The organism is Methanobrevibacter sp. (assembly GCF_017427765.1).
In the GTDB taxonomy this organism is placed as follows: Archaea; Methanobacteriota; Methanobacteria; order Methanobacteriales; family Methanobacteriaceae; genus Methanocatella.
The window spans coordinates 35,363-54,387 of the sequence record NZ_JAFRSC010000016.1; the positions used below are offsets into that span (position 1 = coordinate 35,363).

Sequence of the window (19,025 nt, forward strand, 5' to 3'; positions counted from 1 at the left end):
ATGCAACATATCCGTTTTGAATTCTATTAACTACACACGATTCAAATAGAAAATTGTATTATTATCCCTGTAATCTAATTGTAAGCTTAAAACAAAATTATTAACATCTGATAATCCTTCAATAATGTTTTTTATTTCTTCTCCAATTGGTGGAGCATCCAAGTAGGTTTCTACTTTTAACTTGTTCAAATGTATCATCTCCTTTTTCCTTTAATTGACCTCATTACAATGCCTGCAGTTTTGCTTCCAATGCCTTTGATTTCCTGTAGGCTGTTGTTGTCCAGTTCCAGTAAATCTGTTAAAGAGTATAAATCTTTGTTTTCAACGATTAATTCTGCGGTATCATCGCCAATGTGTTTAACCAATGCTAACCAGTTGAAAGCAGGGTTGTCTGTTTTCTGTTTTAGTCTTTTCACGATTTTTTTATTGTCTAAGCATTTTCTTGCTTGTTGTCTCATGAATCGTATTGCTCTTTTTTCTGTTGAACATTCCTTAACAGTTGTAAATGTATTTAATCGGGCGATTGCTCCATCGTAATTGTCCCATCCGAATACGTATGCTTCTTCATCGAATCCATCGAGGTATTCTTGTTTTTCTTTGTCACTTGCAACGATTATTACAAAATGATAATGATAGTTAGTTGTTTGGTCTATAGCTTGGTTAAAGACTCTTCCTGATTCAACACTTTGTATGAAGTCATTCATTGTTTTGTATTCGAATGCTACTTGGTTGTTGAAGACATAGTCACCTACTAGTAGTTCTTTGACTTGTACTGTGTCTCCTTTGCTTTTGTAGTAATAGGCTGCTTCTTGTATTCTTTCATCGTTTTCTCGGTGGTCTATTTGTATTTGGAATTTCATTGTTTTTCTCCCAACCATATTTGGTTATGTAGCTACGGAAGTAATGGTAGTTTATTTCTTTTTGTAGTTGGTTTTGGAATACTTCAAAGGCGAATGCAACGCCAATGAGTATTCCACAGCTAAATACAAATATATCTTTCATTAAAACGGTTAACATTACATTAATTCCTCCAAATTATAATCATACTTTTCACAAGTTAATTTAGCATTATCAATATTAATGACTTCCCAAATCTTCCCTTTCGCTAAAACTTTCTTTTTTAACTTGTTTAAATTGACACTATTCAATTTTCTTCGTTTTCCAGTATCATCATAGTATTCATATCTCCAACTGAAACCTTGTTTACATTCTTTATGAGGCATTTGATGCACTCTAAAAAATCCTGTTTTATTCCTATTTTTACTCATTTTAAGTTTGCTCTCTAAAGAATTTAACATACCCTTACGTGATTCACTTATTTTCTTTTTAGTTTCTTCAGAATGCACAAATCCTTCATGAGCATTACTTATCTTCTTTTTAGTTTCTTCAGAAAGAGGTTTACCCAACCCATGATGATTCCCATTACCCATATGTAACTTAATATGTTCAGAGGGAGATAATGGCTCTAGATTCCACATATTATTATCAAGTCGATTTCCATTAATATGATGAATGTGAATTCCTTCAGGGAATTCCTTATTTAAATTAATATTATAAAAATCCTCAAAAATTAATCTATGGAGTAGCTTATCGCAATTGCCTTCTTTTTTAGAAGTAATTCTATAATATCCGTTTTGGCCTAATCTTGCAATTCCCCACTTTGTTTGAAGTGGGGGTGCGGTTTCAACTGTCATTTTAACCCCTCTCTTCAAGACGAGGGGCGAGTAAGTATCGTAGCACTCCGTCCCTTGTTGGTAATTCAAATGTAATCATAACTGGCATGTCATTTCCTAAACCTACATTACATTCTTTACTGAATTTACTGGCTTTGAAAATGTCTTTTAATTTTTCAATACTGTATATTGATTGTGCAACTTCAAGGATGTTTTCTCCATGTAAGTATTTGATATCAACGTCTCCGAATTCTCCGTCGGATATGATTTTAAGATAGTTTTCATCTATGAGCAGTTTTAATTTGTCGCTGAATATTAACATGTCATTTAATGCGTCTTGCATCATATTGGAAGGTACCTTTATATTGACGTTGTGGTTAATATTTGGAGGGACTTGTGCTTCATACTCTGTATCTATTACACGAATTTTAAATCTCCTTGTAGCATCACCTTCAAAAACTATAATGAAGTTACCTTCATCTATGGTAAGTTGTATAATATCATTGGTTTTGCATTTTTTCAAGATTTGATTAAACTTAGTACAATCAACCGCAACCTTTTCAGGTTCATCACAGATATACTCGTCAAATACTTCAGGTTCTAATTCTAAAGTTACGAATGTTATGTGTGATCTGTCTAATGCGTTTAATCTCATTCCTTCACTATCAAAGATGATAGTTACTTCATCAATAATGCTTGCGATACTGTCAAATACTGTTTTGAATATTGCATTATCTGATAATTCTAATTTAAAAGTCATACACTTAACCTCTCATTTTTCGGAGCTTCTTTCAATGCACTCCATAATTCTTCTTCAATCCTTTTCTTTTCAGCTAATCTATCCTTACGATTAGGTATAATTAAAGCAGCAACAATAAAATTCAAATCAATCAAACAATCATCAACTTTAATAACATTACCTTTTTTATTCACAATTTGATGTTCAGGTTCAATAATAAACTCCACATCATTAAGAGTAGGATTATTCAATAATTGCACCGCTTTATTCTCTGCACGTGCTTGTCCAAGTAACTCATGTAAAACTGTAGGTTCCACTATTTAATCCCCCTCTTCTGTCTCAATTACTTCTGGAGGATGAGTAGTGAACAAATACTCTGTGCGGATTGAAGTTTTATCATCCAAATGATTTTCAACCATGGTACGATTATTAAGCATTAAAGTTAAACCAAACACGTCACAAAAATCAAATATCTGCTCCAGGTCAAATAAGTCGCCTTTACAATTGAGGTATATTGCACCGTTATCTTCAAATCGTATTGTGAAATCATTATTTTCACTTATGCTTTTAAGATAATTTTCCATGCCGTCTTCTATTTTGATATTTAGTTCTATCATTTTTGCTCGGGCATCATGATGTCTTTTTATTAGTCTTTGCCAAACCTCATTTGATTTTTCTGACATTCCCTATTTCCTCCTTAGAATCTTATTTTTTAATCGAGTCCAGAATCCTTGTTTGATTGGTTTGTTAGTTGTCACATAACGCCATTCTTCAGCTTCTTCATTGTAATAGATTTTTTCTCCGTTGTGTTCACTTGTAGCAGTCATTTTGTATTCTCCTTTTTGTATATGTCATTTATTGGAACATCATCGAATTGTGAAAGTAATTCTTTTTCTTCTTGGTCTAATATGGCCATGTCCGCTGCATATTTGGTTTCTAATTTCTTTTTAGCTTCCTCGTATGCTTTTGTTATTGTGGCCTTTTGGTTGCGTATAATTCTTAAATTTTCGTTGGCAGAATTCATAGTATAATATCTATAAATTCTTTGACTCTTTTGTAACAAACATGACATGTATGTTTGATAATAGATTTTTCAAAAGGTTCTGTCGAGAACGAAATATACGTGAGAGTACTGCGAGTGGTTATGAGTCTGCTTTGAAGCATTATCTGAAGTTCCATAAAAAAAGTTTAGATGAGTTGATGGCTGAAGCTAAACAGGATGAAGAAGATATGGTTCCTTTGAAAGATAGGCGGATTAAAAAACGTTTGTTGAATTATCGTAGTTATTTGTTGAAGAGTAATTGTTCACCTAATACTGTCCGGACTTATTTTACTAAGGTTAAAACTTTTTATATCCATTTTGATATTGAGATTCCACACTTACCTGATGCGAAATATAATAAGTTGTATGAGACTAATTATCTTGATTTGCCTACTAAAGAGCATATCAGGAAAGCTTGTGATAGTGTGCCAGTTGATTTGAAGGCAGTTATACTTTTTATGTCAAGTAGTGGAACTGCTAAGGCCGAGACTTTAAGTCTTAAAGTAGACCAGTTTATCCAAGGAACTTCCGCTTATCATAATGGTGGATCATTAGATGTAATATTGGAAACTTTATCTCATAAAAGAAATGTTGTCCCTACTTTTTATTTGAAGCGTATTAAGACGGATAAGTATTATTATACTTTCTGCAGTCCAGAGGCCACTAAATATATTGTGAAGTATTTGCAGTCACGTAAAGATTTGAAGTTAAGTGATAATTTGTTTGATTTCACAGCTTCTGGTTTGTTGAATAAATTTCAAGAAATAAATGACCGAATGGGTTGGGGTTTCAAAGGGAAATACAGGTTCTTCCGTGCTCATACATTAAGAAAATTCCATGCCAGTAATATTGGTTTGGCAGCTGAATATATTGATGAACTGCAAGGCAGGAGTAAGAATTATGTTCATTCGACTTATATTAAGACTAATCCGAATAAGTTGAAATCGATTTATAAGTCTGCTATGAGTAATGTGATGATTTATAATTTGGATGAACCTGAAGTGGTTAATCAGGAGTTTACTATTGTGATTAATGTGTTCCTTGCAGGTAAGGAGTATAATATTTTATGAAAAAAGGATTATATGGTAATATGAACATAATAATATATACATAATATGTGGAGGTTTAATGATATGATTAAAAAAATTAGTATATTTTTAATAATATTGTTATTTACTTTAGGAGTGGTTGCTGCTAAAGAAGTAACAGATTTTAAAGTGCCATTTGAATTTTCTGATAATCCTTATGATGGGGTTTATAAGGTTCCTAATGGGGATGATGATCCAACATTTATTATTTTAAAAACTGATGATACTAGTGAAATTGATACTAATGAAACTGGATATCGTATTTATCCAACTGGTGAAACTGAGAATACTTATTATTATGTTGATGAGGGTTTAGGTGAGCAAGGTTGTGTTGAACAGATTGAAGTTGATGGGGATAAGTTTTTAGTGTTCAGTACTTATAGTAAAGGTGTTGAGGATAAGGCTTATCTTGGTGCTGCTTTGTTGTCTATTCAGGATTTTAATAGTAATAATAATGTTGAACCTGTGAAAATATTTTAATATTTTTTTTATTTTCTTTTTTCTTTTTTTGTCTTTATTCTTGGATTGTGTAAATGTTACGCATCGGATGGGATTTGAACCCCTGAATGCTATTGCATACAGGATTAGCAGTCCTGCTCTTTACCATGCTAAGATACCGATGCATAAGAGAAGTGGGGAGGGGAGGATTTGAACCTCCGCTATCTAAGTGCTCCTTAGCGCCTTTGACACAGGGAATCAAAACCCTTGCTAGACCACCGCCCCATTATATATTAGTAGAGTTGGAGGGACTTGAACCCCCGACCTTAATGTCGCATCACTTTTAATATTTTTTTATATTTTTTCCTTTTTTTAGAATAGTGTTGATTGTACTGATTTAGGTTTTGGTTTGTCATAGGTTTCTATGACTTTGTCATTATCTGTTAATGACTTGTTTAATTCAACACTTTTTTTATTCTTTTTAGCACCTATGAAGTTGTATGCTTCTTTTTCTGAGACTAATTCAATATGTGGGATTGGTAAACCATAGTGAATGTAATTGTTTACTCTCCAACATTCAAATACTTCTAATGTTAAAGTGTTTTGATGAATTATACTGCCTCTAACTCCAGATATATAGAAATTCAATACTGCCATTTTGCACGCTACGGGGTCAAGGTCTTGACCTATTAAGATTGCAGTTGGATTTTTACTATGGGCATCTAATAATAATCTACCGCTTCCACAGGCACAATCATTAATTATTCCCCCCTTATTTTGCATTAATGTTTTACTCATTAACTTTGATACACATTGAGGTGTGAAAAATTGTCCATTAGTCCCTGCTTTGTATTTGGATTGGATTACATCTTCGTAGAATACTCCAAGATAGTCATAGTAATACTTTCCAGTATTCTCTAATTCATCAGATACAATTTGTATCCATTCTTGATAGAGTTTAAAGTAGGTTTCTTCATTTCCTTTGAAGTTTAATTGTCTATCATGGTTTATGATTAGGTTTTGGTCTATTACCCAGTCTAACCAGTTAATCCATAATGTACTGGCATCATCAGTTCTTGCTAAACTTTCAAAAGTTTTCTCAAAATTATTCATATTAAACTCCTCCCACATCTTAAACATTCAGTTATTTGATTTCCGTCTGTTTTCAAATCACATAAATCTTGAATATCCCAATTAACTTTTTTTAATAAACGTACTTCATCTTCAGCATCTTCAATCTTTTTAAATTGTCCAAAAATAACAATTTTACCATTGATTCTTTTACGGATTTGCCAAACTTTCCTACTAGCTATCCATACTAAATATTTTGGTTGTTTGTAACTGAATTTTAATCGTTCATCTAAACATTTACCCCATCCGTTCTTTTCAAAATAAGTTCTTGCTTTCTTAGCATCTTCTAAAGATTTGTAACTACCAAAATTATATGGTTTATTCATTACCTTTTTGGTTATTACCCAAGTTCCTTTTCTTTTATCAAAAAAAATATATTTAGTATCAGGAATATTTTTCATACCATCACTTTACTTAGATAGATTGTTTCTTCATTAATCCTTTCATCTAAATTACATATTACTTCAAAATCCCAATTACATTGCTCTAATAAATCTCTTTCATGCATTGCTTCATGGATAGTGTTAAATAATCCATAATTAACTGATGAACCATTTTCCTTATGCTTAATATTATATTTTATTTTACCTCCCCTGATTATGAATTCAATATATCTTAATGGGTCTACTGGTATTAAATCTAAACTCCAATTATTTTTTATACAGTTATCTCTGCATTGTATAGCTTCTTCAAGTAATGGGAAAGAACCGAAACTGTATTCTTTACCATTAATCACTTTAGCAACACGATACCTGTATAATGGGTCTGCTTTATCATTAACACGAATATAATGTTCATGTGATTTAGTATCCCTTTTGGGATATCGTTTCCAGTTATTGGCTTTACTCCAATCTCTTATCATTAATGCTGAAATTAATGATTTACTGGAACCTATTAATTTTTGAGTACCATTAATTCTTTTAGAGATTCGATAGTTACGGTCTTCTTTACACCAATTAATATTTTCAGTTCCAGGAACATCTTTCATTCTAATTCATCCACCTTTTATGATTAAATTTAATTTCATCTTCATCTTCAACAACATATAATTTAGTTGTAGCAATCTGAGAATGTCCCAGAAATACTCTTATCTGTTCTAATGGCACACCTTTACGTAATAATCCTGTTGCAAATGTTCTTCTGAATCTATGCGGATGAACATCTTTAACCCCACATGATTGACCCAATTCCCTAAGATTACGACCAATACCACTATGTTTTAAACGACCTCTTCCTTTACCAACAAATAAAGCTATATCATTATCGGTGCGTGTTTCTAAGTATTTTTCAATATAATATTTAGCAGATATGCTGAAGTAGAATTTACGTTCCTTGGCTCCTTTACCCATCACATAACCAGTGCATTCTTTTAAATCAATACTAGTACGGTTTAATGATTCCAATTCTCCCAATCTTAAACCACTACTAATAAGTAATTCGAATATTGCACGTGTACGAGTATCTTTTATATTATCTCTGAGTATAACTAATTCTAATTCACTGAAAGGTTGTTTAACTTGATATTGTCTCTTAATAGTTTTAATTTTCTTAACAGGGTTCTTTAAAATTAAACCTTCAATTGTGCAGAAATTATAGAAACTATTCAAGTTACGGCGATAATTATCAACAGTTACCTCTGTGGTTCCTTTTTCATTAATTAAATAATGGAACCAGTCACGGACATTATCAGTAGTTAATTGACTTAAAGCTTTATCAGGATAAAACAATGCTAACATGTCTAAAGTGTTTTCATAAAAACGTAATGTTTTACTGGATAAACCTTGGCTTTTTTTACCTTCTTTAAACCGATTAATCAGATAATCATTAACTTTATCCACAACAACATGTTCATCTTTATGTTCAGATACTGCAATACTATATCGTTTCAAGGTCTCTTCAAGCATGTTGGATAAATTCTTTAATTGCCTTGCATCACATAATGTATCCATATCTTGAAGTATTCTTCTAACTAATTCCAGTTTAGCATTATTATCATTACTACGGTAAAATTCATCAGTTAAACCAACACCAAGATTACTCATCACTTCAACCATGAATAAAACACCTCACTTTTTATGATACAAATCGGTTATGTACTCTTTTCAAAGATTCTTCATCAGATTCCACATATCGTAAAGTAACCTCTAAACTAGTATGACCTAATAATTGTTGCACTTGATCTATAGGCATGCCCTTTCGAACCAATCTAGTAGCAAAAGTTCTACGGAACTTATGCGGATATGCTTCAATATTATGTCTTTCCCCTAACTTCCGTATCATACCTTCAACAGCAGACAACCCAATTCTCTTATCATACAAATTTAAAAATAAAGCACCGTCACCATCAGTTTTACGTTCTTTAATCATTAATTGTAATAAATGACTTGTACGTTCATTAAAGTATACTAATCGTTCTTTATTTCCTTTACCTAATACAACAACACTATTATCTTCAAAATTAACTTTATAAGTATCAATACCTGCTAATTCACTAACACGCACTCCACTAGATAATAAGAATTCAAAAATAGCTTGATTCCTGATTTTATATTTACTGTTTCTACGATTTGCTAAATCATTACGCATTATTTCAATTTCTTTATCAGTAAATGCCTTTTTAACTTTTTTCTCAAATTTAACTTTAGGGATTTTACGCATTGGATTAATAATAATATATTCTTCCAGTTCTAACCAGCCAAAAAATCCTGATAGTATACGGCGGATGTTATCTATGCTGATTTTACTAGCATTATTTAATTCTTGATAGAATACTAGGAATTCTCGTATATCTGTATGTGTTAAATTAATGAATGATTTAACAGTCCATTCTTCCAGTTTTTTTAATGTGACTTCATAGTAATTTATTGTACGGTCACTTAGGCCTTCTACTTTTTTGGATTTTATATATTGAACTAATAATTTCTTATTTTGAACTTCATAATCGAGGTTAGTGTCAATTAAACCTTCACCAAAATCTAATTGACTGGTGTGATAGTTTAATACTCGGTTTAATTCTCTTAATTGTACATTGTCTAGTAGTGGAGTCATGCCGTTGAGAACATCTTCAATAAATCCTTTTTTGTATTCTGCACTAATTTGACTGAAATTATTCAATAAGATTCCCCTCCTTTTTTTATTAAGATAATGTCCTTACAATCTTAACATTATCTAAATTCAATGCTTTATCAGTAACATATGGACTTTCAGGACTGTTTTTAAGATAATCTTTTTTATTAAGGATTAACACATAATTATCATTCATTGAGCAGATATCATCTTTCTTAACAGTATAAGAGGAATCATCCATGAATACGAATTCAGTATCATGTTTCTCATGATTCTCACGCAGTAATTCAAATATTGCATGTTCTTTGAAGAAGAATTCTCTTCTTAATTCTGTTAAGCACATTACATAGTAACGATATTTGCTTGCTAATTTTTCATCAGGGGTTTCTGATTCCATTACTTCTGATAACATTTTATCATAATCATTGATTTTACTATCTATGACTTTTAATATTGTATTATCTTCCATTTAGTCACCTTCTTTTTTATCTGGAGTATTTAATAGTTTTAAATATTCTGGGTTTGTGTTAATGTCTTCAAAGATGGAATCCATTATTTTTTGATCCAGATATTTATTCCCTGTTGAAACAGTTACAATAGTTTTCCATTCAGGGAATGTTTGATTATATGTTCCTTCGATGTCGATTAATGATAATCCTTCTCTTCTGTGAGTGGGGACGATTTTGAATCTTTCCATTTTCACAGTTTCCATAGCATCACTCTTCGGTTTCTTCTTCAGGAGTAACTGCATCATCATCTACTTCAAGGACATCATCAAGTAAACGGATTGTATTCCAATATGCTCTATAAAGCAACAATGGATTTATATCACAATATTTTGATGCTACATGTCCGGCTCTTCCTTTACCGGCATCCACCACATCCGCGATGTGCTCAAGAATATCTAATAAGTTTACATCTGGCCATGCTTGGTCATTGACATGATGTCTTTCTTCAAAGTAATGTCTTTGACACCAGTTAGTTTGTTCGAATTCACCTTCTGGTAAATGTGCTAATGCTACTTCACTGTATTCTTCGAAATTTGCTCCCATTTTTGTGAAGTCATGTTTAAGGCCTATTTCATGTAATTGTTCTCCAAACCAATCCATTATGCGACCAACTTCTTCGATGTGTGTTTCTGTTGCTTCGTATAATTTTTCTTTTGTCATATCCTCAGGTGCAGTGCGTGAGTCTGCATATGAGGTATTTTTGATGATTATCTTGTCTGTCATATATTATTGTATGGTGGTGGTTTGACTGTTTTGTAACACAAAAAAAATAAGTAGGTGTATTTTTTTATCGGTAATCTACTACCCATTCTTTACAGTTTTCTTTTTCTTTTTCCAACACTCCTTTTTTACTGCAAACGATACGTTCATCTGAATATCTATTACAGTAAACACATCCTCTGCATTTACCAACAGTACCCATTTCTCGTGCCATTTCCATTTCCATTGAAAGTCCACAGATTATCATTTCAGTCATAATATCTCTAACTCCTCTCTTAGTTCATCGTCGGGGTCAATTGTTGGTTCTTCTTTGAATTTTTCTGTTTCATCTGTTAGGAGTATGCATTCCACTACTTTACCATTATTACTGTTTTTTAGTATTAGGAATGATTTTCCTTCGATTTTGTTTGCGGTTACGGTCATGTTCCATAGTTCGGGGCCGTAGGTTTTTTTCAGGTATTTTAATCGGTTTTCGAATATTTTGTAGTTCATAGTTAATTACTCCATTTTTTCTGTAAGTCGGTATCGTTGTATATTTTCTTTTCTGCACATTCATCGTACTGTGAAACTTCGCTTACTCCTAATTGGAAGTATTGTAGACACATATCGTTCCGAGGCACGTAGTTTTGGCAATTCAAGTGTACATTGGATTTACAGTTGTCGCATTCGCCTTTATCTGTCTTGTTTTTACAGTATAGTTTATTATTATCTTCGTATCGGTATTCGCAATCGTGGAATATTATATCAGTCATTTTTCCAACTCCTTTTCATAATTCATACATATGAAATAACTTTGTTTTTCAGGGTAGTTATGTTTTTTAACTACGCAATGTTCTTTTTTGGAACAATCGTCACAGATTATCATATGCTCAACTCCTTTTCTAACCATTCTTTAAATTCAAATGCCAAACGCAAATCAGAACTGCGAATAACATGTCGTCCAGTATTATCAAATATGTCATAATAAAAACTATAGAAATCAGAAGATACCCATTTACGGGTTCGTAGTTCAAATCCAGTTACTTCCTGAAATAAAGGTCTTTGAAATCCGAATAAGTTTTCATAATATTTTTGTCTTTCTTCAGCACGTTCTCGGTCGTCACAATCTAAACCATGAACGGATAATTCACTATGTATTTGTGTTTCAGGCATTCTTCCAAGTGTGTCAATTAGGAATACTGAATCGAGTATGTTGCAGTATTTGATGATAAATCGGTAACTCATTTTAATTCAACCTGTAAATCCTTTGCAATCTCATGCAGTAATCTTGAGCAGTTTTTCTGGACAAGTTGGCCCATATATTTACCTGCTTGTGGTGGTGCTCCAACAAGTAATGATCTGTTGACCAGGTCATTTTTTTCTTGTAATGTTGCAGCTACTTTCTTCTTGTATGATCCTTCTCGGATGATTTCATCTAATTGTTCTTTGGTTAATATTACTCCTCCATCTTCAAGGATACGTGATATTTCATAGGATGCTCGGCTTATGTTTTCGTTTGCTTTTTGGAGTAGTTTGATTGTTTCTTGTTGGTCGTTCATTGCATCAACAACTTCTTTCATAGTGGTTAATTCACGGTTTAGCCAGAAATCAGTTATTTTAAATTGTGTTACTGGCATGGTTGGAGAGTCAGTAGTGAATCTTTTAGTCATTCTATTCCCCCCTCTTTTTATAGGAGTATCATACTCACAAGTATCTTTTCCGTTTACTCTTTTACGATTTTCTCTGTAACAATGAATTCCATCTTCGTTTGATTGTGCATAATCACAATGGAAACAATCTTCTGTTAATATTTCCAAATCATTCGGAAATGTTTCTTTTACTTTTTCAACATCTAATACTCTCCACTCCAATCCTTTTTTTAAAATTTTTTCTTTTAATTTTTTAATACTTGTAGCAGATATTAAATTATGTTTATTATTTTCCCAGTAAGTATATCTCCATCTGAATCCTTGTTTGCAATTAGAATCGTTTAATTTTGAAACACGATATAATCCTGTACTATTCCTTGATTTACTTATTGATTTACTTAATTTCACATTCATTCAATCAACCTCACAATTTTAATCTAATATACACTATCAGTAAACAGAATAAAAATCCATATCCCCCTGCTAACCCCCATGCTACAGTTTCAGTCATTCAGCATCACCTTTATCCCTTGCTAATGCTCCTACTTTCTTTCGACAATTTACACACCAAAAAATGTATTCTGCTATTCTTATTAGTGGTGTTCGGCATATTGGACAATAATAAGTCATTCCACATCACCATAATTTGCTTTGATATTCACTACATCGTTTCTTTGCGATTTCGTAGTATTTCGGTTCTAATTCTATTCCTATGAAGTTTCGGTTGGTTTGCAGACAAGCAACACCAGTAGACCCCGAACCCATAGTGAAATCCATTACCAAGTCATTTTCATTAGTATAAGTCTTAATTAAATACTCCAATAATTCAACAGGTTTCTCTGAAGGATGGTTTCTACTATGATTATGTACACTTTTAAAATATTGTACACTTTCAGGATACTTGCCCCTTTCAAAAGAGATAATATTTCGGGGTTCTAATGATAAACCCCCTTGAATTTTGTTTGTACTATTTTTTAATTGTGCCTCTCTTTTACATAAATCCCCATCTTTAAATCTACTATACATACTATCAGCATACTTCTGAAAAATAGGATTATACTTACATTGTTTACTATAAAAAACAGATATTATCTCATGATATTTCATAGGTCTTTTTTTCGCAAGGGCAAAATCACCACTACTATTCTTATGCCATACCCAATCATAACGATACTCTCTAATATTACTCATTCTTAAATTACTACTGAATGGTTCACTTCCGAATAAACATATGGGTGTTGTTGAATGAGTTAATCCATGTATACAATCCCACATCTCATCAAAAGGAATAACACTATCCCATCGACAAGCAGTAGTACCATAAGGAGGGTCAGTTAGTATACAATCAACTTTTACTCCATCATCTATGAGTTTTTGCATTTCTTCTATGCAATCGCCTTGTATTAATCTACAACTCATAATAAAATACTCCTAATTGGTTTTTCAGTCATTCCACATCACCATCTTCCCAATCTTTACAAATCTTTTTTAGACAGAGATTGTTTGTTTTTTTACAACCGAATGCCTTGACATAATCATTATCTCTTTCATAACGAAGATATTTACAATCCCAAAAAGATTTTTCAGTCATTCCACATCACCATCATCTTTTATCTCAAAAGGATTACTTAAATTCCGATACTGCATTGTTACTTCACAGTTATCCATAAATTTTTTTAATTCAACACTATCATCAAGATTTTCCCATTTAATAATTGCTAAACCATTTTCTACTTGAATAAACTTAATCATTCCACATCACCTTTCAATTTATCAATCTTTTGAAGGATTTCTGAATAATCCAATTCCCAGTAATCCTCATCAAACACTTCAACATAACCTAACTGACTTGCACATTTATCAAAAGCAGACAAACCAGTTATGGTTGTTAATTCGTGTTCAACTTCTTTCAGTAATTGTTTTAACTCTCTATTCTCATCATATACATTATTATAATCAGAATTTAGTTGAGCATATAAATCCCTTTGAGCATCATATCTTTGTTTTAACTGCTCATTCTCTTTTGATTGTTCCATCAACATTATAACAACAGATTCATCTTCCAATGATTCATCACCATTATAGAATTGATGGTATCTATGTTTGCCCCATTCTTCCAATCGAAATTTCCCTGCTTGACAAACTATATCTCTCTCATCTAATTCTTGATTTAATAAATCATCAATATTTGATTTTAACTCTTCATTTTCTGATTTTAACTGTTCATTTTCACAAACTAATGCTTCAATTTCAGTTACTTCTATTCGTGGACTCATTCGTAATTCCTGATTTTCTTTCTTTAACTGCTCAACCTCTTTTTCTAATTGTTCTTTTTCATCATGTAATTCCCACCATAACTTACCACATCTTGAATGTGCTTTTTTAGATTCATTTAATTTAGATTTTAACTCTTCATTCTCATTTGATAGTTGATTTAATAACTCACATATAATTTCCAAATTATCAACCATATGATTATCATTAACATCATAAATATACGGTTTAAAACCTTCCATATGATTATACTCAAATCGTTCTTCAGTCATTTTCATCATCCATTTTGATTAACATTTCTTTTTCCAATCTTCTTCCAGTAACAAAATAATTAAACCTAACACACTCATTAGGAAGAAATACTTTAATCTGAAGATTATTGTTTTTCAAATCAATTTCAGTATTATTGTCTTTAACATATAATGTGTCTTTGTCAAACTCTCTGTGGTTTTGATTCCATTTAAATGTAATATCAGTTATTTGTTTTTTTAACTGCTCATTTGTTTGTTGCAATGAGTTATTTTCATTAAAATAATCATTTAATAATTTACAAAAAACTTCTGCACTATTAGGTGCATCTAAAGAATAATATTTGTTTGCAAAAGTATCAAGGATTGTTAAAAGATTATAAACTATATATCTTCGAATATCATAGAATTTATGCCTATATCTTATCAAATCTCTTACTGGACTTTTATCTGAAATACGATCATCAAACTCTTCAACAAGTCCATCTAATGCTTGTCGTAGTATTGCGTTATCTTCTTTTAATTCAAGTGTTTCTTGTTTTAACTTGTCTCTTTCGATTTCTAAGTCTAAATGTTCATCGTGGAGTAAACCATGCACTTTATGTAATCTATCATATTCAGTTTTTAATTCCTGATAATATTGGTAGACTTCATTTAGTTCATCACAGATTAATTCTGCTTCGGCTTTACATTGGATTTCGCTGCAGACAAGAGTATTGTCTTTTCTTAAGATGTTGTATTCTCCAAGGTTGTCTTGGATTAACTTGTATCCTTTTGTAGTCATCGTATTCACCTGTGGTTTAAGCATTCGCTGTATCCGCCGAGTTCATCAATCTTATCACATAACTGGTAAAGGAAGTCAATTAAACTATCCGCATCTTCTTTATTCTTTAAAGGTACTGGTTTGAATTCCCCTTGTAAATCCCTCAAAGAATAAGAGTAAGTGAATTTACCAGTTTCCTCATCATAATGCCTTTCTTTAAACCTTACAAATCTTTGATAGTAATGTTCACCATCTTGTTTATAGTAGTAGTCATCGGCTTTTTTACAGGACATGCGGTTGTCCATGCAGTCACGATGATCTGCTGCACAATAACCCCATTCACCTTCCATCATGTCATCACATTCTAAATCATACATTTATAACCACCAATCCTGATTTTCAGTATCATCAATATCATCGAGGGAAATGTCTTCACCTTCCTTATTTTTACATTCTGTGATGATGACTTTTCCTTTTTCATCGAGTTTATATTTTACTATGCTTAAATCGTTGAATACTGTGTAAAATGTGTCTTTTGTATTGTACCAGTTTCGGTCACCGTACATTTCAACATCACATTCATATAAGTCATCTAAATCCAAATCATCCATTGGTTCTATCTGGACAAAAGCATATTTTAAGTAGCCGTATTCTGATTCACTGCAATCAAATATGCCTTTTATTCCGCATGCTTCGTCACTATTTGGTAGGCCTAATTGTATTGGCCAGTCCTTTGGGAATTTACTTAATGCTTCAATAAATTCCCCGCAAGTTAAAAAACTCATTTTTTCTCCTCTTTGTTTGTTATTGTTAATCCTCTGTAATCATGGGTTATTTCCTTTTGAATTTTGTCATAGACATCTCTGCTAACTTCCAAGGTGGTGCCGTGTAAATCCTTTGGTTTAACAGTATCTGGAGGCAAGTCCTCATTTAATACAATATTAACTCCTTTTAGAAGGTTAGGATTCACTTCATACATATTCAATTTTCCTCCAGAATTAATTGATTTAACAAAATCTCTAATTTTTTCCTACGCACAGATGTTTTAATTATCATTCCGTTAGGATTAATAAGTGAATATCTTTGTCCATATGGTGTAATACCATTTTTTACAATTTTATATGTTTTATTCTGAATATCCTCTTCACAAATTTCATTATTTATTAATTTAGTACGCAAATTTTCCAATTTATTTTTATCCCTGAATAAATAAGTTTCTTATCATTACTTTTAAGAACATATAATTGGACGCCATCTTGTATTCCATTTTTGATAATCCTGTAATTTTTCAAAAAATATTCCTCTGTTATGATTCCATTATTTAGTTGATAAGCTAAATCTTCCAAGTAATTAACATCTACTGAACCTTTAATATACTTATTATCAGGGGATAACAATAAATATCGTTGTTTATTAAATTTAATTCCTGCTTTAGTAACATGATATTTAGGTGTCCTACCATTTCTAAACCCCATTCCTCCAGGAGTAAGGTTATAATGATTTTTATCAAGATAAGTATTGTATAATCTGATGATTTTTATTTCTTCCCTGTCTAATTCCTCTTCTTTACATTCGAATAAAATTTTAAAAAAGAAATTTCTCATCCCATATTTTTTAATACTTTTATCAATATACTGCCGTATATTTGAGGGGGTAATATGTTGTCGGAATCTGTTTTCTATATTAACAGATTGTCCAACATACATTTGGCCAGTTAATTTATTTTTTATTAAGTAAATTCCACAAGTCATAATTCCTCCATTAAATATGATAATTTTTTCATAATAAATCACCGTTGTATTCTCCAAGCTTGCGCAGTTTCTGTTTTAACTCAAAATTTTCTTTTTCAAATTTATGGATGTAATCGCTTGCTTCATCAGGATTTAAGCATAACTCTTTAAGTTCGTTTTCAATATCTTTTAGGTCTAACATTCCTCTAAATACTAAACTGTGCAGCTTTATTGTTAAGAAACGATTCTCCATTCTTAAATGCCTATTAACTGCTTTTAATTCAATGCAATGTTCTATATCCCTAGCAGTTTTATATGCTTCTCTTTGAAGAACTGATAGTTTAAAGCATATTTCTTCTAATGAATATTCTCTGTCGGTATATTTGTTTTTGATTTTACCGTTTTCAACGTAATATTCGTCCATTATTTCGGCCTCCTTTTAATCTAGTGTTACATATGGTTCTTTTTCCATGAACCTTTGAATCTTACCCCATACTGCATTTGCAAGAATATTATTCAATTTCGGATTTGGGGAATTGATGCAGACAATCATTCTTTCGCCAACAAGGTCGTTGTCTCTGACGATATACTCGGTACCGCCGTATTCGCTTGGACGTTCGACAATCTGATAATGTTCATGTTCACTATATTCTAATTTTCCTGTTTCTTTGTTTTCATCTATTAATTGTAAATCTGTTGCTACACACATTGCATCAATAATGGATTCCGGTTCGTTTTCATCAACACTTCTTGGACTCCACCAGCAAGGGTTTATGTCATCTAATATTTTTGTGCCTCTGTCGAAGCATTCAAGGTAGTCTATTAGTTCTCCGACTGTTTCTATTTTATCCTCCATTCTTTTTATACCTCCTTTGAAATCCTGCAATCTTTTTTACTGAATCTATAATGAACATGACTGAACATTGAAGTTCCTATCCAGTCATTATTTAATGTTGGCATGTAATAACCGAATTTATCACAGAAATCCATTATTAATTGTGGAGGAATTGTTTTCTCATATCGTCCACGTACTTTCACAACATCATGATCCACATCGAATTCCACCATGTCCGCATGACCATTGAAGAATTCTCGTATTTTTTTCTCATATCTTTTGACATCATTTTCATATCTTTCTTTAGATTTGTAGAGTTGGTGATGCCAGTTTTGATATTTTGTGGATTCTTCTTCGGAGGACAATATTTCAAACTCTTTTAAAAGTTTATCGACGTCAACTCCTAAATAGTGTGCCATGGCATATTTATCTGCTTCATCTGGTATTTTTGAGATAGTTACTCTGACATAGGCATGCATTAATTTATTACTTATTTCAACTGCGTAATAATCATCGGGTTCACCATCATTTGCTAGTCTTCCCAGATACATTGAATATAGGAATGCTATGAATGATTTGTCATCTGTTACATCACTTAGCTTCATTTAAACACTCCATATTGTTTGTAATTGCATTTGCCATTTCCAATACATTAACTGCTACTTGATGGGTTGCAACTGACATCTCATCAAAACCCAATCTTATAATGTAACTGACAACTCTCCTAATTATCGCTTGTACTTCCTGTTCATCTCTCTTAGATAAATAGGAGTAATATTTTAATTCACCGTTGTATTCATAGGAGTTACAATCTAAACTTTCATTTCCAGTTTCAACATAGTGAAAATCATCTTCACAAAATTCATGTACTCTTTTATAATTCTTGCAAAATTGACAGCTCATTCTTCAACCTCATCATCTGTTTCGGGTATTTCATCATTATACTCAATCTTGTTCAAGATTCGGACTTGCATGTCATCTTCCACTAATTCCATCCCGAATGGTACGACCATAATATCTTCGAATTCTTTGCTGATTGTTTCTCCAAGTTTCTTGTTTATGTCCTTAATATCCTTGAAGATGTCTTTACCATCATTGCTGGGTAGTCTTAAAACTACTCCACAAAGCACATCATAATAAC

38 protein-coding genes and 1 tRNA gene are annotated in these 19,025 nt (G+C 31.9%); 2 read left to right on the forward strand and 37 right to left on the reverse strand.

Annotation, left to right across the window (positions count from 1 at the left end; all coding sequences use genetic code 11):
* Nucleotides 1-30 precede the first annotated feature (30 nt).
* The 8 genes from IJL02_RS03875 to IJL02_RS03910 form a co-directional block, all read right to left on the reverse strand.
* Nucleotides 31-189, reverse strand: coding sequence for a hypothetical protein (locus IJL02_RS03875; RefSeq protein WP_292809241.1), 159 nt, complete (start codon nt 187-189; stop codon nt 31-33).
* 5 nt (nt 190-194) lie between these two features.
* Entirely contained in the window at nt 195-860 is a 666-nt protein-coding gene (locus IJL02_RS03880) for an ERCC4 domain-containing protein (RefSeq protein ID WP_292809243.1), read from the reverse strand.
* 156 nt (nt 861-1,016) lie between these two features.
* Complete coding sequence (locus IJL02_RS03885; protein WP_292809245.1) at nt 1,017-1,694, reverse strand: NUMOD3 domain-containing DNA-binding protein; 678 nt, start codon at nt 1,692-1,694, stop codon at nt 1,017-1,019.
* Between the two features lies 1 nt (nt 1,695).
* Entirely contained in the window at nt 1,696-2,433 is a 738-nt protein-coding gene (gene pcn / locus IJL02_RS03890) for a proliferating cell nuclear antigen (pcna) (protein ID WP_292809247.1), read from the reverse strand.
* Nucleotides 2,430-2,729, reverse strand: a complete 300-nt coding sequence (locus tag IJL02_RS03895) for a hypothetical protein (protein ID WP_292809249.1) — start codon at nt 2,727-2,729, stop codon at nt 2,430-2,432. Before IJL02_RS03895 ends, pcn begins: the two co-directional genes overlap by 4 nt.
* Before the next feature lie 3 nt (nt 2,730-2,732).
* Nucleotides 2,733-3,095 carry a hypothetical protein gene (locus IJL02_RS03900; protein WP_292809251.1) on the reverse strand — a complete coding sequence of 121 codons (363 nt, stop codon included), beginning with the start codon at nt 3,093-3,095 and terminating at the stop codon, nt 2,733-2,735.
* 3 nt (nt 3,096-3,098) lie between these two features.
* Nucleotides 3,099-3,239 carry a hypothetical protein gene (locus tag IJL02_RS03905; protein WP_292809253.1) on the reverse strand — a complete coding sequence of 47 codons (141 nt, stop codon included), beginning with the start codon at nt 3,237-3,239 and terminating at the stop codon, nt 3,099-3,101.
* A complete protein-coding gene (locus tag IJL02_RS03910) occupies nt 3,236-3,436 on the reverse strand; it encodes a hypothetical protein (RefSeq protein ID WP_292809255.1) in 201 nt (66 codons plus the stop codon). The genes IJL02_RS03905 and IJL02_RS03910 overlap by 4 nt, the downstream gene beginning before the upstream one ends.
* Nucleotides 3,437-3,612: 176 nt before the next feature.
* Here IJL02_RS03910 and IJL02_RS03915 point away from each other — a divergent pair, with 176 nt between their 5' ends.
* Complete coding sequence (locus tag IJL02_RS03915) at nt 3,613-4,524, forward strand: integrase (protein WP_292809257.1); 912 nt, start codon at nt 3,613-3,615, stop codon at nt 4,522-4,524.
* Between the two features lie 63 nt (nt 4,525-4,587).
* Nucleotides 4,588-5,022: a hypothetical protein gene (locus IJL02_RS03920; RefSeq protein WP_292809259.1), complete on the forward strand. Its 435-nt coding sequence runs from the start codon at nt 4,588-4,590 to the stop codon at nt 5,020-5,022.
* A 59-nt stretch (nt 5,023-5,081) separates the two neighbouring features.
* On the opposite strand, the gene IJL02_RS03925 is transcribed toward IJL02_RS03920, so the two are convergent.
* From IJL02_RS03925 to IJL02_RS04065, 29 genes are all read right to left on the reverse strand, one after another.
* Nucleotides 5,082-5,165 (reverse strand) — tRNA-Ser (locus IJL02_RS03925).
* A gap of 187 nt (nt 5,166-5,352) precedes the next feature.
* Entirely contained in the window at nt 5,353-6,093 is a 741-nt protein-coding gene (locus IJL02_RS03930; RefSeq protein ID WP_292809261.1) for an N-6 DNA methylase, read from the reverse strand.
* Nucleotides 6,090-6,512 carry a hypothetical protein gene (locus IJL02_RS03935; RefSeq protein WP_292787997.1) on the reverse strand — a complete coding sequence of 141 codons (423 nt, stop codon included), beginning with the start codon at nt 6,510-6,512 and terminating at the stop codon, nt 6,090-6,092. Before IJL02_RS03935 ends, IJL02_RS03930 begins: the two co-directional genes overlap by 4 nt.
* Nucleotides 6,509-7,099 (reverse strand): hypothetical protein, encoded by a 591-nt coding sequence (locus tag IJL02_RS03940; protein WP_292787996.1) that lies wholly within the window; start codon nt 7,097-7,099, stop codon nt 6,509-6,511. Before IJL02_RS03940 ends, IJL02_RS03935 begins: the two co-directional genes overlap by 4 nt.
* 1 nt (nt 7,100) lies before the next feature.
* The gene (locus IJL02_RS03945) at nt 7,101-8,165 is read right to left on the reverse strand and encodes a tyrosine-type recombinase/integrase (protein WP_292787995.1); all 1,065 of its coding nucleotides are present in this window, start codon (nt 8,163-8,165) and stop codon (nt 7,101-7,103) included.
* A gap of 19 nt (nt 8,166-8,184) precedes the next feature.
* Nucleotides 8,185-9,225 carry a tyrosine-type recombinase/integrase gene (locus tag IJL02_RS03950; protein ID WP_292787993.1) on the reverse strand — a complete coding sequence of 347 codons (1,041 nt, stop codon included), beginning with the start codon at nt 9,223-9,225 and terminating at the stop codon, nt 8,185-8,187.
* Nucleotides 9,226-9,247: 22 nt separating this feature from the next.
* Nucleotides 9,248-9,646: a hypothetical protein gene (locus IJL02_RS03955; RefSeq protein WP_292809264.1), complete on the reverse strand. Its 399-nt coding sequence runs from the start codon at nt 9,644-9,646 to the stop codon at nt 9,248-9,250.
* Nucleotides 9,647-9,889 carry a hypothetical protein gene (locus IJL02_RS03960; RefSeq protein ID WP_292787989.1) on the reverse strand — a complete coding sequence of 81 codons (243 nt, stop codon included), beginning with the start codon at nt 9,887-9,889 and terminating at the stop codon, nt 9,647-9,649. It abuts the gene before it with no gap.
* A gap of 4 nt (nt 9,890-9,893) precedes the next feature.
* A complete protein-coding gene (locus tag IJL02_RS03965) occupies nt 9,894-10,409 on the reverse strand; it encodes a hypothetical protein (RefSeq protein ID WP_292787987.1) in 516 nt (171 codons plus the stop codon).
* A 64-nt stretch (nt 10,410-10,473) separates the two neighbouring features.
* Nucleotides 10,474-10,662, reverse strand: a complete 189-nt coding sequence (locus tag IJL02_RS03970; protein WP_292787986.1) for a hypothetical protein — start codon at nt 10,660-10,662, stop codon at nt 10,474-10,476.
* Nucleotides 10,659-10,829, reverse strand: coding sequence for a hypothetical protein (locus tag IJL02_RS03975; protein ID WP_292809266.1), 171 nt, complete (start codon nt 10,827-10,829; stop codon nt 10,659-10,661). Before IJL02_RS03975 ends, IJL02_RS03970 begins: the two co-directional genes overlap by 4 nt.
* 71 nt (nt 10,830-10,900) lie before the next feature.
* The gene (locus tag IJL02_RS03980; RefSeq protein WP_292809268.1) at nt 10,901-11,158 is read right to left on the reverse strand and encodes a hypothetical protein; all 258 of its coding nucleotides are present in this window, start codon (nt 11,156-11,158) and stop codon (nt 10,901-10,903) included.
* A gap of 109 nt (nt 11,159-11,267) precedes the next feature.
* The gene (locus IJL02_RS03985) at nt 11,268-11,630 is read right to left on the reverse strand and encodes a hypothetical protein (protein WP_292787981.1); all 363 of its coding nucleotides are present in this window, start codon (nt 11,628-11,630) and stop codon (nt 11,268-11,270) included.
* Nucleotides 11,627-12,448, reverse strand: a complete 822-nt coding sequence (locus IJL02_RS03990; RefSeq protein ID WP_292809270.1) for a hypothetical protein — start codon at nt 12,446-12,448, stop codon at nt 11,627-11,629. Before IJL02_RS03990 ends, IJL02_RS03985 begins: the two co-directional genes overlap by 4 nt.
* Before the next feature lie 93 nt (nt 12,449-12,541).
* Entirely contained in the window at nt 12,542-12,664 is a 123-nt protein-coding gene (locus IJL02_RS03995; protein ID WP_292809272.1) for a hypothetical protein, read from the reverse strand.
* A gap of 6 nt (nt 12,665-12,670) precedes the next feature.
* The gene (locus tag IJL02_RS04000) at nt 12,671-13,453 is read right to left on the reverse strand and encodes a site-specific DNA-methyltransferase (RefSeq protein ID WP_292787978.1); all 783 of its coding nucleotides are present in this window, start codon (nt 13,451-13,453) and stop codon (nt 12,671-12,673) included.
* Nucleotides 13,454-13,481: 28 nt separating this feature from the next.
* On the reverse strand, nt 13,482-13,625 hold the full coding sequence (locus IJL02_RS04005) for a hypothetical protein (RefSeq protein ID WP_292787976.1): 144 nt from the start codon (nt 13,623-13,625) through the stop codon (nt 13,482-13,484).
* The gene (locus IJL02_RS04010) at nt 13,622-13,786 is read right to left on the reverse strand and encodes a hypothetical protein (RefSeq protein ID WP_292787975.1); all 165 of its coding nucleotides are present in this window, start codon (nt 13,784-13,786) and stop codon (nt 13,622-13,624) included. Before IJL02_RS04010 ends, IJL02_RS04005 begins: the two co-directional genes overlap by 4 nt.
* Entirely contained in the window at nt 13,783-14,580 is a 798-nt protein-coding gene (locus IJL02_RS04015; RefSeq protein ID WP_292809274.1) for a hypothetical protein, read from the reverse strand. Before IJL02_RS04015 ends, IJL02_RS04010 begins: the two co-directional genes overlap by 4 nt.
* Entirely contained in the window at nt 14,573-15,340 is a 768-nt protein-coding gene (locus tag IJL02_RS04020) for a hypothetical protein (protein WP_292787971.1), read from the reverse strand. Before IJL02_RS04020 ends, IJL02_RS04015 begins: the two co-directional genes overlap by 8 nt.
* Before the next feature lie 5 nt (nt 15,341-15,345).
* Complete coding sequence (locus IJL02_RS04025) at nt 15,346-15,696, reverse strand: hypothetical protein (RefSeq protein WP_292787970.1); 351 nt, start codon at nt 15,694-15,696, stop codon at nt 15,346-15,348.
* Nucleotides 15,697-16,104, reverse strand: coding sequence for a hypothetical protein (locus IJL02_RS04030; protein WP_292787968.1), 408 nt, complete (start codon nt 16,102-16,104; stop codon nt 15,697-15,699).
* Complete coding sequence (locus IJL02_RS04035) at nt 16,101-16,304, reverse strand: hypothetical protein (RefSeq protein ID WP_292787967.1); 204 nt, start codon at nt 16,302-16,304, stop codon at nt 16,101-16,103. Before IJL02_RS04035 ends, IJL02_RS04030 begins: the two co-directional genes overlap by 4 nt.
* 178 nt (nt 16,305-16,482) lie before the next feature.
* A complete protein-coding gene (locus IJL02_RS04040) occupies nt 16,483-17,070 on the reverse strand; it encodes a GIY-YIG nuclease family protein (RefSeq protein WP_292787966.1) in 588 nt (195 codons plus the stop codon).
* Between the two features lie 28 nt (nt 17,071-17,098).
* On the reverse strand, nt 17,099-17,473 hold the full coding sequence (locus IJL02_RS04045) for a hypothetical protein (RefSeq protein ID WP_292787964.1): 375 nt from the start codon (nt 17,471-17,473) through the stop codon (nt 17,099-17,101).
* A gap of 15 nt (nt 17,474-17,488) precedes the next feature.
* Entirely contained in the window at nt 17,489-17,905 is a 417-nt protein-coding gene (locus tag IJL02_RS04050) for a hypothetical protein (RefSeq protein ID WP_292787963.1), read from the reverse strand.
* 5 nt (nt 17,906-17,910) lie between these two features.
* Nucleotides 17,911-18,489: a hypothetical protein gene (locus tag IJL02_RS04055; protein ID WP_292809276.1), complete on the reverse strand. Its 579-nt coding sequence runs from the start codon at nt 18,487-18,489 to the stop codon at nt 17,911-17,913.
* The gene (locus IJL02_RS04060) at nt 18,476-18,787 is read right to left on the reverse strand and encodes a hypothetical protein (protein ID WP_292787961.1); all 312 of its coding nucleotides are present in this window, start codon (nt 18,785-18,787) and stop codon (nt 18,476-18,478) included. Before IJL02_RS04060 ends, IJL02_RS04055 begins: the two co-directional genes overlap by 14 nt.
* Nucleotides 18,784-19,014: a hypothetical protein gene (locus IJL02_RS04065; protein WP_292809278.1), complete on the reverse strand. Its 231-nt coding sequence runs from the start codon at nt 19,012-19,014 to the stop codon at nt 18,784-18,786. The genes IJL02_RS04060 and IJL02_RS04065 overlap by 4 nt, the downstream gene beginning before the upstream one ends.
* Nucleotides 19,015-19,025 lie beyond the last annotated feature (11 nt).